The following is a 12498-nucleotide window of genomic DNA, read 5'->3' as shown; positions in this document are numbered from 1 at the left end:
CGTGGTCAGGGCCCCGTGGACCTGGTCAACCCGCTGTACCTGGTCAGGAGTCCGTGGGCCCGGTCAGGACCCGCTGCGCGCGGTCAGGGCCAGGTCGCGGACGACCTGGATGAGCTCGGCCGGGTCGAAGGGCTTGGTGAGGTAGGCGTCGACCCCGATGCCCAGCCCTCGCCTCCGGTCGTCCTCCTGTGCCCGCGCGGTGATCAGCACCACCTTGATGTGGCTGGTCTCCTCGCCGTTGCGCAGTCGGGTGGCGGTCATCCAGCCGTCCATCCGGGGCATCATCACGTCGAGCGTGATCACGTCGGGTTTCACGTCCAGCACCCGATCCAGGCAGTCCTGACCGTCGGAGGCGGTCTCCACCTGGAAGCCCTCCAACGTCAGATTGACCGCGATGAGCTGCCGGATGACGTCGTCGTCATCCACTACCAACACCCTGCCCAGATCCTCTCCCACGGCCGTGAGGCTAACTCCTCAACCACCGCCCATGCGCGGGTTTTCGCGAATGTGTACGTACGGCCGTCCACAGGCGGCGGGTTTTCCACAGAACGCCCTTCGGCTCCTCGGCGGCCGTCCCCTTCCGCGCATCCTGGGGCCCGGATCCCCGCCGACCCCTGGGAGGGCATTTATGATCACCACGTTCCTCGCCGTCACCGCCCTCTGGGCGACGCTCGCGGGAGGTTCGCCCACCTCCGAGTCCCGCCTCGCCCCGGAGGCCTGTCATGCCTGGGCCCGGCTGCTCCTCGCCGCGGGGTTGCCGGTCCTGCCGGTTCACCCGCCGTTCCAGTCGGCGGAGCGGGGCATCCCGCCCAGGTCGTCCGAGTGGGATCTCACGGGCCGGCCGCCCGGATGGATCCACACCGTCCTGGCCGCCGTCTGCGCGGCGTCTCCTGATCCGGCCTCTCCCACCCGGCCGGTGACTTCAGGGATGCCGGGTGATGCCCTCGGGATGCCGGGCGACGGGTGGCCCGGTGCGAGCCATCAACCGGAGAGCGTCCTTCCGGCATCTCCCACCCGGCCGGTCACCGGCGGGCCGGTCAACGGCGCGAGACGGAAACCCGGGAAACCGGTCCCGCCGGTCTCACCATCCTCCTCAGCCCCGCCATCCCCCTCGGCCTCGGAGCGGCGGTCCTCCGGCAGACGGGTCCCCGATGGGCGGATCCCCGGCCGGCAGGTCTCCGGCAAGGGGGCTCAACGCCCCGTGGCCGGGCGGGCGACCACGTCGCGCTTCACGGCTCCGCCGTCGCGGGGCGCCGCAGTCTCACCGGGTCAGGGGCGACGCGCGCGGGTCGCTCTCGCGCGGGGCCGGATCGCGGCGACCGCCGCCCTCCGCCAGGTCGGCAGGCCGTATGTCTGGGGCGGCGGTTCGAGCGAGGGCCCGACGGGCGGCGGCTTCGACTGCTCCGGTCTCGCCCTGCACGCCTGGGCCAAGGCCGGGGCCCGCCTGCCGCACTACACCGGCAGCCAGTTCAAGCGGGGCCGCCGCGTGCCCTTCTCCCGGCTCCGCCCCGGAGACCTCGTCTTCTTCGGCGGAGGCACCGGCGATCCCACTCACGTCGGCGTCTACGTCGGGAACGGGGTCATGGTCCACGCTCCCAAGTCCGGCGACGTCGTCAAAACCACTGACTTCGCCCGCTCGCCGTACTACCGCTCCCGCTACCGGGGCGCCGTACGCCCACTCTCCCGCTGACCTCTCCCACCGACCCCGTGGCCGGTCACGCCCCCGAAAGATCGCCCGCTTCTCGTTTCGAGTGTCGGTTCACCTCAGGATGCTGGTAATCTATTCAAGCGTTGGCCCCCTTAGCTCAGGGGATAGAGCACCGGCCTCCGGAGCCGGGAGCGCAAGTTCGAATCTTGCAGGGGGCACCAACTCCTGGTCAGCGGATCTACCCGTTGACCAGGGTGAATGGCGTAGAAACGGGCGGGTCTCCAGTCTCACGGAGTCCCGCCCGTTCTCATTGGCGCTCGCTGGCCGTGGACCAGTTGTGGACCAGATCTCACGGGGTCAGCACGGCCTCTATGCGGCGATTGTTCCCAGTGGTGGTGACCCGGTTCCATGAGGCGTCTCGGTTGCGCCGGGCCCGTCCGGGGGCCCTGAAGGCGGTCACCGACTCCCGCTGTTCGGAGTCGAACCCTGAAGGCGGTCACCGAATCCCAAAGGCGGTCATGGACTCCCGCCCGGCGTCGAACCCTGAAGGCGGTCACCGACTCCCGGTACTCCCCAGCTCCGCGGCCAGGTCGGCGAGGAGGTCGCCGAGGACCAGTTCCTCCTCGACCCGTACGGCGTGCCGTGCCATCGCCGCCGCCAGCGGAGGGTCCCACGGTGTCTCACGCGGACGGCCGGACAGCGCCGCCGCGGAGGTCACCGTTCCGGCAAACGAGGCCGCCGCTCCGGTCGCGGAGGTCACCGCTCTGGTCGTGGAGACCGCCGTCTCGTAGGAGGCGGCGTCGTAGCGCCAGGGCCGCCAGTTGATCCGTTCCCGGACGGCGCTCGCGATGGCGACCCCACCCCAGTCGAAGTCGCCGTGGTATGCGAACTCGCAGCCTCCGGCGGACAGCAGGTCGAGCAGCCGCCAGACGGCCGCCGACGGTCTGCCGCTCGTGCAGACCAGGGGAGGGCAGTGCGGTCCGAACTCGTCGGCGGCGGCGGCGACCACGACGGGGTTCTCGCAGATCCTGACCAGTCCCGCGGCGACGGGGGTGTCATGGCGCCTGAGCTGGCGCAGGGTGAGCACGCAGGGCTCACCCGCCGTCCGGAGCGCGGCGAGGACGCGTCCGGTGGCGGTGTCATCGTCTCCGGGCAGGCCGAGGCACAGGACGGACGAGGAGAGGTCGTCGAGATGGACCCCGACGGCGGCCCACGCGCTTCGCCGGGCGTCGGCGGTGCCGTCTCCGGCGTACGGCAGCCCGCTCAAGGCGCGGGCCGCCGACAGGGCCAGTGCGGCCAGGGGTTTCCCCTCGTCCAGGGCGTGCGCGTCCCCGCAGGACTCGGCGGACAGCCGGCCGATCGGGATGCCGGGATGCGGCAGCCGGAGTAGCAGTGCGGCCACCGTGCCGAGCAGGAGCCGGGCTTCGCGCGGGTCGCCGGCGATCCGCCTGACCAGGCCGGTCGACTCCAGCCACTCCCGCCAGCCGGACAGCTCCGTCCGGCCGGTGACGACCGCGTCCAGCTCCGTGTAAGCCTCCCGCCAGGCCGTCTCCCGCTCGGTGTTCTCCCGTCCGAGGTCACGGACCGGCCCCTGGAGCAGTACCACCGCGGTGGCCAGGCCCTCGGGGCAGGCGCCGCTGGAGCGCAGCATCCGGTCCACCTCGTCGAGGGAGACCGACAGTGAGGCGCCCGTGCCTGCTCTGCGTCCCAGCAGCCGCTCGATCGCGCGGCGCTGTTCCGGCGTGGCGGTGCCCAGGGTGACCGAGCCGCCCAGCGGTCTGCCCCGTTCGAGACGGTGGCGTACTCGGTCGACGAGCCACGCCGTCTCCGGCCCGCCCAGCAGGCGTGCCAGCCGCTCGCTCATGTGAACACGCCCAGCAGGCGTGTCAGCCGCTCGCTCACGTGAACAGCCGGTCCTGCTCCGGCCCGGGTGCGGCTGCCGCGGAGTCCCGTTCGGCGGGCGGCGTCGGGCGCGGGTCGGGCCGCTCGGCCCTGCGGCGCTTGTTCCCGTCCCACCGCCACGGGGTGACCAGCACCGCGTCGATGCCGTCGCGCCTGGACAGCTGGCAGATCGCCAGCCCCGGCACCTGCGGGTAGCAGCCCCACTCCCGTTCGCTGGTCATCACGACATCCATGTCGAACGTCGCGAGCAGGCCCAGGCACTTGGCCCGCGAGTCGTCGTCGACTCCCGCGAACGCCTCGTCGAGTGCGACGAGGCGAGGCGCGTACGGGTTGCCGGCGGACTTGTAGTGGGCCGAGGCGGCGGCGAAGAGCGGCACTGACGCGGCCAGCACGCGTTCGCCGCCGGAGGCCGGGCCGGTGGCCGATCGCCACTGGCCCTCCTGGAGGCGCTGGATCGCGAACTCGTGCCAGGTGCGGTAGTCGAGTGCCCGGGTCAGCTGCTCGGTCCAGCCTGCGGCGGAATCACCGGCGTGTTCCCTGGCGATCTGCTCCGCCAGGAAGGCGCCCACGGCCGCGCGGTCGGCGGTCGACCAGGCGTCCACGGTCTGGCGTAGCTTCTCCCGTACCCGGTTCAGTCCGTCGGGTGCGTTCCTGGCCGGCTTCCACACCAGGCGCAACCGCATGCCGGTGGAGGTCGGACGGGACTCCAGCTCGGCGTTCATGCCGCGCACCTCCTCCTCGGCGGCGGCGATCAACTCGTGCAGGGTGCCCGCCACCTCGTTGAGCAGGTGGTTCTCCAGGATCTCCCGTTCCCTGGCCGACAGCAGCCGTGCCCGGTGCCCGGTCTCCTCGGCGAGGGCCTCCGCCAGGCCGGGGATGTCACGGTTGTGGCCCTGGAACAGCACGTCCACCACCATGACGCCGTCACGCAGGACCAGCCCGACCGAGTGGCCGTGCCTGGCCATGGCGTCCGACAGCAGCTTGTGCTCCTCGGTGACCCGTTTCTGGGCCCGTTCCCAGGGGCCCTCACCGTCGTCCAGCTCCGCCAGCTCGGCGTTGACGGCGCGGGCCAGCAGCACGGCCGGGGTGGCCGCCCACTCGGTGGTGAGGTCGGGGACCTCCAGGTGGGGCAGGGCGATGCCGAGCAGCCCGGTGGCGGCGAAGGCGCGGAACTCGGCGACGGCGGCGTCGCGGAGCCGCTCGGCTTCCCCGATCTCGCGGCGGAGGGTGTTGCGTGCTCCCTCCGCCTTGCCGCGTTCGTCCAGGGCGACGCGCTCCCGGTCGCGGGCGGCGTGTTCTGCGGCGTCCCGTTCCGCCAAGGCCCGCCGCACCTCGTCGAGGCGGCGGTGGAGCTCCTCGACGGCGGCTCCGGCGGTCTCCGTCAGTGCCCGGTAGGTCTCCGCCGCCGCCTCCGCGTTCTCCCGCGCCGCCGCCGCCTCCTCGGCGGCCTCGATGTGCCGTTCCCGGGCCCGGGACAGGTCCTGTGCGGTCTCCTGAGCCGTCTGCCGGGTGGTGAGCAGCGCCTCCCCGGCGGGCCAGAGCCCGGCCAGCGTCAACCGGTAGTCCGCCACGCCGCCCCTGACCTCCGCGAGACCCGCCCGGTCTGGTGGCAGGCCGACGTCTCCGGCGAACTCCACGGCTTGTTCCCGGGCCCGTTCGACGTCACCGCGCCGGTCGGCCAGGGCACGGACGGCGTCGGCGCACGCGTCGTCCAGTTCACGCCGGCGGCCGTGCTCGGCGGCCAGCCTGACATGCGCCTCGCGCAACGGCGTGTCGGACGGCAACGCGCGGTGCTCGGCCGCGAGCCTGCGCTGCCGTACGGCGAGCGCCTCCAGTTCACGGTCCAGCTCAGCCAGCCGCTCCTCCACCCGGGCCAGCTCTTCGCGGAGCGCCGCCAGCCGGTTCCGTCTGGCGGCCTCCCGGGCCCCCTCCCCGATGTGAACGGCGCTTTCCTTGTGCCAGGCACCGCCGAGCACGCCGTTGGCCCAACGCCCGTCCACCGCGACCCAGGTCGGCGCGCCGGGACCGAGGCCGATCGCGGAGAGCACGGCCTGGACGGCGGAGTCGGGCAGCGCGGCCGCCGACGGATCCGCCCGGTCGACGGCCGGCCGCAGCACGGCGGAGCAGGAGAGCCCGGTGACGGGCGGGCCGGCCAGGATGACCGTGTCGTCCGCCGCGAGGAGCGTCCCGTCGGAGGTCACCCAGGCGTCCAGGATCCCGGCGGCCTCCAACGCCGCCTCAAGCCCGGCCCGGTGATCGGCGGGTACGGAGCCGGCGAAGTCGATCACCTTCCACAGCGGCGCGCCGGGACGGCCGTCCCGTACTCCGGGCGGACGGGTGTGCGGAACGGGTGGGGCGTCGTGGCCGCCCGCTTCGAGCCGTGCCGCCTCCTCCCTGAGGGTCGCGGCCGCCCGCCGCCGGTCACGCAGCTCGGCGTCCCGCACGGCCTCCTCGCGGCCGAGCTCGGCGGTGGCCGCCCGGGCCGCGTCGTCGACGGCCGAAGCCGCCGGGTTCTGCCCTTCGGCGGTGTCGGCCCAGGTCTCCAAGGCGGCGAGGACTCCGTCCGGGTCGGGAATCCGCAGCTCCGCCGCGCCGGTGAGGTAGGAGAGGTAGGCGCCGGTCAGGTGGTGCGCCTGTTCCCGGACGGCCTCCCCGGCCGCGTCGATCCGCACGGCGGCGGCCTGGGTCTCACCGGTGAGGCGGTCCACCTCGGCCCGGGCGGCCTCGAACCGGGCCTGGGCCCGGTCCGCGGCGGCGAGCAGCCGGTCGAGCTCGTCCGCCGCCTGGGACCGCCTGCCGGCCAGGGCCTCGGTGTCCCGGCGCGCTCCGGCGGGATCGGTCTCCCACCGGCCGGTGACCTCCAGGTGGGCGTGCTCGAACCCGGCCCGGCGGGCCGCGGCGACAGCCCGATCCCACACCTCGTCCAGATCACGCGCGGCCTGGTCGGCCCTGACCCGGGCGGTATCCGCCCGGATCTGGAGCCGGCGTGCCTCCGCGGCCAGGCCGTCCCGGTCCTTCTCCTTGGCGTGGGCGTGCCGGGCCTGCCGCTCGGCCTCCTCACCGGCCTGCTTCAGCCGCTCGGCGTCGCGCATCTCGGGGCTCTGCTGGAGCGCCTCCCTGCGGGCCTGCAACCGGCTCCGGGCCGCGACCAGCCCGGTGAGCAGCTCCTGTGTCTTCTCCAGCTCGATCTGGGCCCCGGCATGGCGTTTCTCGGCGTCGGCGAGATCCCGGCCCAGGTGCTCGTAGCGACTCTGGGTCAGGCGGGGGGCCGCGGCCTTGCGCCGGGCGGCGATTCCGGCGTACCTGCGGTAGTGGCCGAGGAAGTCGGTCGCCGCCTTGCGGGTCTCCTCCAGGGCCCGCAGGGCGTCGCGTTCCTCGTCGAGCCCGCGGAACGCCTCGGCCACGGTGGTGATCAGGGCGGGGCTCAGCGGCGGCAGCGCCTCGGTGAGGGCCCGGGAGAGCATCCGCTCGTCGGGTCTCTTCGACAGCTGCGGCTGGCGGAGCTGGATGAGCAGGTTGACCAGGGCCTCGTAGCGGTGCTCTCCCAGGCCGAACAGTGCCTCGTCCACAGCCCGGCGGTAGTCGGCGGCCCGGTCGTAGACCAGGCCGTGCCCGTCGACGGCCTCCCGCAGCTTCTCGCGGGTGAGCGCGACCCCGGCGGGCGACAGCAGGTCCAGCCCGGCGCCGATCCGCTGGCCGGTGACGAAGAACCAGTGCCTGACGATGCCCCGGTCCTTGACCGCCTTGAGGCCGCAGCCGAGGGTCCGGAACTCCGTGCCGCCGTCTGCGGTACGGCGGCCGAACTCCATCCAGGTGTAACCGAGCCGCTCGGGGTGCGGATGCCTGCCGCCCAGCAACAGGTTCCACTCCATTCGTTTCTGACGGTCGCCGTCGGGCTCGACGCGGTGCGGGGCGAGCTCCCCGTCGAGCAGGAACGGCAACGTCAGGGCCAGCACCTTGGACTTGCCGGTGCCGTTGTTGCCGCGGAGCAGCAGCCTCCCGTCGTGGAAGTGGAACTCCTCGACGTCGTAGTAGAACATGTCGACGAGCCCGGCCCGTAAGGGCTTCCAGCGCTCGGAGGTGGGAGTCGGGAGCATCACTGTCCTCGGATGACGGGTGTGCCGAGTGCGTACCGGGCGATGGCGGGCAGGCCGCGCACGCGGTCGCCGCGGACCTCGACCAGGCGGAGGGCGGTCAGCTTCTCCAGGGCCACGGCCAGCAGGCCGTCTTCGGCGCCCGGCTCGGTGACCCCTTTGCGCCAGAAGGAGACATGCGCGGCGGCGGCCTGCCGTACGAAGGCGCGCAGCTCCTCCATGGTCGCCCCGTCCCGGCCGGACAGGTGCTCGGCCACCAGCAGCGTGACGTGCCCGTCGGTGCGCTGTTCGGGCATGCGCACGTCGGTCAGCTCGTCGTCGGGGTCGACCATCGCGATCCCCTCGGCGCGGCTCTCGGCGAGCAGGCCCGTGGCCTCCTCGATCCTGCGGGTGATGGCGTGGCGCTGGGAGACGAGGTAGGCGCGTTCGGCGGCGTCGAGGTCGTCGTAGTAGACGACCGGGTCCTCCAGCAGCCTGCGGGTGAGCCGCCGCCGCATCGCCTGGTTGCGCAGGTCGTCGGTGTCGGCGACGGGTTCCGCGGTGAGCTCGGCCAGCCGCTCCTCGAAGGAGGCGGCGCCGATGGTGGACGGCCCGCGCGCCGGGGTGAGCAGGGTGGCGAGGACGGGTCTGCGGACGTCGTAGAGGACGTCTCCGGCGGCCGACAGATAGGCGTCCTCGTCCCCGGCGACCCTGCGCAGCACGCCCCAGTCGAGCAGCGTGCGTACCACGGCCACCAGGTCGGCCCGTTCCGCCCGGCTGTCCAGGGTGAACGCGAACCCGAGCTCCGGTTCGGCGGCGGAGTTCAGCACCTCCTCGGCGAGCCGGCCGAGCGTGGTCTGCGCGTCCGCCCGTTCGAGGACGGCCAGGGCCAGGCAGAGGACGACGTAACGGCGGCGGCCGAACCGTTCCCCGGACCGGCCGCGGGCCGGGTGGGTGGCGTCGTCGCCCGCGGGGACGGTCTTGAACAGCCTGGCGGTCTCCGCGTCGGCCGTCAGCCGCCAGCCGGTCTCCCTGGTGAGCCAGGCGCGAAGCTCGGCCAGGTGACGGCGGACGAGCACGAGCCTGTCCGGGTCGTGCGCGGCGGTGAGCAGCGGTCTGGCCAGCAGGGAGCGGAGTGCGGTCCGTCGCTGGGCGAGCTCCTCGGCGGGGATCATCACGCTCCCGTCAGGTCGGTGATCTCGATGAGGTGTTCGGGGCCGGTGAGGACGCCGTCGGCGGTGTGGATCTCGACCTGGCCCCCGTCCGGGACGAGCGACAGCCGCACCTCCATCGAACCGTCGCCGGTTACCGCCTTCACCTCGGACTCCCCGGGATGGCGGGCGGCCAGGGCGTCGCCGAGCAGGGTGAGGAAGAGCCGGAACGCACGGGGGTCGAGGACGTCCAGCTCGGACAGGAGCGTCGGGCCGCCGGTGCGCAGCCGGGCCCGCGCGGCGGCCGTCTCGGCGGCCTCCCGGTCGGCCTGCTCCAACAGGAGCCTGCGGGCCTGCGATCGGTCCTGGATCTTGTTCGGCCTGCCCCGGCGTTCGTAGGAGCCGGTCCTGCGTAGCTGGGGCGAGATCCGGACCGGCGGGGCGTCGCGCCACGGCGTGCCGGGGGGCAGGTCACCGTCCTTCCAGGCGGACACGGTCTCGGCGGTGACGGTGAGATGCCGCGCGGACGACAGGCCGAAGGCCGCCCGCCAGAGCCGGTGCATCGCCGCCTCGTCCGGCGCCTCGGCGAACCACCGGGCCAGGGTGCGGAAGTCGGCCGAGCGGTCGGACCGGCCGGAACGCCGTTCGTTGAGCAGGCCGACGGCGTCGACGAGCTGTTTGATGGCCGTCACCGCGGACTGTCGCAGGAGCCGGGCCTGCGACGGGCGGCCCGCGTCGCGGGAGACGAACCAGTCCTTGAGACCCTGCCAGCGGTTCTCCCAGGACGCGTAGGCCGCCGCCTCGGCCCTGCCGTACGCCTCAGCCTCGTCGGCTCCCTCCGGGACGGCGTCGGCGGCCTCGCGGCGGGCGGCCAGCCGCAGCAGCGCGCGGTGGTCACGGGCCTCCAGCTCGGTCAGGAGCGTCGCGATCCGGGCTCCGGAGTTGGCCAGGTCGGCGATGAAGCGGTTGATGTAGTCGATCAACCGCTCCTTGTAGGCGACGAACCCCTCCACGTCCCCGTCGGAGAAGTCGATCGCGCGGCGCAACGAGGCCATGAACGCCTGGGCGTTGTCGGCCAATGAGGAGAACCGCTCGGCCAGGGAGAGCAACAGGAGATGAACCTTGGCGGGATCGGGATCGGCGTGCCCCGCGAACACGACCAGCGACTGGAGCTGGTCGGCGATGTCGCTCAGCGCCACCGACTGCAGCACGCCACGCCGGCCGATCGCCTCCTCGTAGAGGGCGATGGCCTGCTCGGCGGCCTGCCCGGCGGCGGTCAGCTGGAACAGGAACCGCTTGCGGTGGAAGTCTTCGACGGAGGTGACCCGGCCGGTGTCAGCGTCGGCCCGCAGGTTCCCCCACTCGACGAGCTTCTCCAGCGCCTGGGTGAGCTGGTCGTCGCTCTCCCGGTTCAGCTCGGCCGCGACGTCCTCGGGCCGCAGGTGCACGACGAAGCGTTCCTTTGCGCGGGCGAACACGCGCAGCACCCGGCGGTAGAGGGACGCGTTCGGCGCACTCAGGTGAGCGAAGGGCTGGAGGCCCCGGTGGATCGCCTGAGGGAGGTCGGTCACCATGTCATCTTGCCCGATCGGGGCTCGCGCTCGGGGGAGAAAGGACGCTTCACCCCGTATGGCGCCGTTCCTGGCCGGGAACGGCCCGGGGCCGGTGGCGTCCGGGTCGGCGTGTACGGTCTCCGATGACCTCGGACGAACGCTGACGGTATCGGGCGATCCTGACGACCCTTCACTGTTTCGGGCGATCCATAACGATATCGGGCTATATTGGACGATCCTGGACTAACGCAGACGGTCTTGGACGCCACCGGACGACCGTGGACGGGCCGGAGCGGGAACGTGTCCGGACGGCCCGGCTCCGCTCAGAACGGCGGTCTCCGCTCAGAACGGCGGTCTCCGCTCAGAACGGCGGTTCGTCGTCGGCCCCGGGTTCGGCGAGGACGGCGGCGAGTGCCTCGACGCGGCTGTCCGGCCGGTCGGGGCTGGCCAGAAGCTCACCGGTGAGGGGGTCGAACGCGAGGCCGTCCGGGGAGTATGCGGCGTGCGCGGTGGAGCCGGAGGCGTCCGGGCCGTCCGGGTGGTCCACGCGGTCCGGGCACCAGCGCGACATCGGACAGAACCGGCACCAGGGGCCCGGGGTGGCGCGGAAGGCGACGTCACGATGCCAGGGCCGGACCCGGTCGAGGACGACCCGCCGGGCCGCCGACACCACCGCGGGATCGGCGGCGTCGAACGTGAGCACCTCGGCGGAGGCCGGGGTGAGCTGCTCCAGCTCCACCAGCCCGGTGGTGTCCCCGAAGACGCCTTCGGCGATCAGGCAGACCGCCAGGGCGAGCTGGGGAACCAGTTCCAGCGCGTTCTCCGCGACGATGCCGCGCGGCACCGCCGACGTCTTCTGCTCGCGGTAGACGAGGCGCCCGTCCACCCGGCGGAGGAGGTCGGGGTTGGCGAGCACCATCACGTCGGCTTGGGCGTCGTACACGGCGAGCTTCGGTTCGGGCCTGATCTCGGAGATCTCGCCCGGCCCGCGCAGCGGGCACACCGTCAGGTGCCGGAGCAGGTACGGCCGGGCCCGGCGGTACTCCTCCCGCTCCATCAGCCCGTCGGCGACACCGAGGTCGTCGGCGTCCGCCTCCGGAAGGTCCGCCGCGGCGCAGGGTCTCCCTCGGGCGTGCGCGACCTCAAGCCACGAATGCGCGTTCCGGCCGCGCTCGACCGCCGTGCTCGTCTCCCAGTCGCCGGGCAGCCGAAGCTCCCGCAGGTGAGCCTGGGCCGGGCAGACCTGGTAGTAGCGGGACGTCGTGATCGACCACGTTCGCCGGTGCGTGCCCCGGTCGTCGAGTCCGAGCAGGCCCGGGGCGTGCGTGACGGCGCCGCAGGAGAGGCGTGCCTTGCAGTCGGCGCAGTCGTGCCCGGGAACCGGGTCGCCACCGGCCAGCAGCCGGGCCGCCGCGGGCCTGACCTCGGAGGCGTACGCGTGGTGGATCTCCTCCAGGTCCGCGGTGTCGAGAAGGACCCGGTCCGCGGCGGTGGTCAACCCGACCTCCACCACCCGCACCCGCTGCGGCACGGGGACGGGCCGCACCGGGACGGGGACGACGGTGTACAGCTCCGCCGGGTCCGCCACCTGCTTACCCGCCGCGGCCACGTACGCCATCGCCTGCGTGGAGGGGACGTCCGCGGTGCCCAGCGGACGGCTCATGCGCATCCTGCGGAACTCCACCACCGCGCCGTCCGGCGAGCCGTACCACCGGCCCCACACGGTGAGGGAGCGCATCTCCGCGGGGGACCGGCCGCCCTGGACGATCCGGGGGTTGCGTTCCGGCAGGAGCTCGACCCCTTCGGCGGCGAGGGCGGCGGCCAGGCTCTCCGCCGTCTCCAGATAGGTGTGACAGGCGTGCCGCACCCAGGCGGCGACCCCGGGGTGCACGGTGTTGCGGGCGTCGCGCAGGGTTCGCGCCAGGGCGTCACCGACCGGTACGGCCTCGAACTCGACCGCGTTCAGCACGTCCATGACCAGACCGAGCGGGAAGGTCTCCCACGGCGCGTACCTGCGCTTCTCGTACACCGGCGGCCACAGTTGCGGGCGGGCCCTGGCCGCCGCGAAGTCTCCGCAGTCGCCGTCGCGGCGGTCGAGCAGGCTCGCCGACAACCGGACGACATGGGGGTTCCCGGTGAACCGGGTGCTGGGGGGCTGGCTCATCGCGTCC

The 12498-nt window shown here is 73.2% G+C and carries 7 protein-coding genes and 1 tRNA gene; 2 read left to right on the top strand and 6 right to left on the bottom strand.

The genetic code is table 11. The annotated features are described in order from the left end of the window. Nucleotides 1–63 precede the first annotated feature (63 nt). Nucleotides 64–435, bottom strand: a complete 372-nt coding sequence (locus F4562_RS11115) for a response regulator transcription factor (protein WP_184538960.1) — start codon at nucleotides 433–435, stop codon at nucleotides 64–66. A 766-nt stretch (nucleotides 436–1201) separates the two neighbouring features. Here F4562_RS11115 and F4562_RS11110 point away from each other — a divergent pair. After that, nucleotides 1202–1690, top strand: coding sequence for a C40 family peptidase (locus tag F4562_RS11110; RefSeq protein WP_311733849.1), 489 nt, complete (start codon nucleotides 1202–1204; stop codon nucleotides 1688–1690). Between the two features lie 104 nt (nucleotides 1691–1794). Continuing rightward, a tRNA-Arg gene (locus F4562_RS11105) sits at nucleotides 1795–1869 on the top strand. 332 nt (nucleotides 1870–2201) lie between these two features. Here the strand turns inward: F4562_RS11105 and F4562_RS11100 are convergent. The 5 genes from F4562_RS11100 to F4562_RS11080 form a co-directional block, all read right to left on the bottom strand. Next, nucleotides 2202–3512 carry a TIGR02679 family protein gene (locus tag F4562_RS11100; RefSeq protein ID WP_184538964.1) on the bottom strand — a complete coding sequence of 437 codons (1311 nt, stop codon included), beginning with the start codon at nucleotides 3510–3512 and terminating at the stop codon, nucleotides 2202–2204. Nucleotides 3513–3546: 34 nt separating this feature from the next. Further along, entirely contained in the window at nucleotides 3547–7647 is a 4101-nt protein-coding gene (locus F4562_RS11095) for a TIGR02680 family protein (protein WP_184538966.1), read from the bottom strand. Then, nucleotides 7647–8798 carry a TIGR02678 family protein gene (locus F4562_RS11090; RefSeq protein ID WP_184538968.1) on the bottom strand — a complete coding sequence of 384 codons (1152 nt, stop codon included), beginning with the start codon at nucleotides 8796–8798 and terminating at the stop codon, nucleotides 7647–7649. The genes F4562_RS11095 and F4562_RS11090 overlap by 1 nt, the downstream gene beginning before the upstream one ends. Then, nucleotides 8798–10345, bottom strand: a complete 1548-nt coding sequence (locus F4562_RS11085) for a TIGR02677 family protein (RefSeq protein WP_311733850.1) — start codon at nucleotides 10343–10345, stop codon at nucleotides 8798–8800. The genes F4562_RS11090 and F4562_RS11085 overlap by 1 nt, the downstream gene beginning before the upstream one ends. Nucleotides 10346–10688: 343 nt before the next feature. Then, complete coding sequence (locus tag F4562_RS11080) at nucleotides 10689–12491, bottom strand: PD-(D/E)XK nuclease family protein (protein WP_184538973.1); 1803 nt, start codon at nucleotides 12489–12491, stop codon at nucleotides 10689–10691. Nucleotides 12492–12498 lie beyond the last annotated feature (7 nt).

This window comes from Streptosporangium becharense, assembly GCF_014204985.1.
In the GTDB taxonomy this organism is placed as follows: Bacteria; Actinomycetota; Actinomycetes; order Streptosporangiales; family Streptosporangiaceae; genus Streptosporangium; species Streptosporangium becharense.
Note: the sequence above shows the minus strand (reverse complement) of the source record. Positions and strands in the feature narration are given on the sequence as shown.

Coding starts and splice junctions, on each gene's coding strand:
- F4562_RS11095 (WP_184538966.1), bottom strand. CDS start 7,647: ATGCTCCCGACTCCCACCTCCGAGCGCTGGAAGCCCTTACGGGCCGGG.
- F4562_RS11090 (WP_184538968.1), bottom strand. CDS start 8,798: ATGATCCCCGCCGAGGAGCTCGCCCAGCGACGGACCGCACTCCGCTCC.
- F4562_RS11080 (WP_184538973.1), bottom strand. CDS start 12,491: ATGAGCCAGCCCCCCAGCACCCGGTTCACCGGGAACCCCCATGTCGTC.
- F4562_RS11100 (WP_184538964.1), bottom strand. CDS start 3,512: ATGAGCGAGCGGCTGGCACGCCTGCTGGGCGGGCCGGAGACGGCGTGG.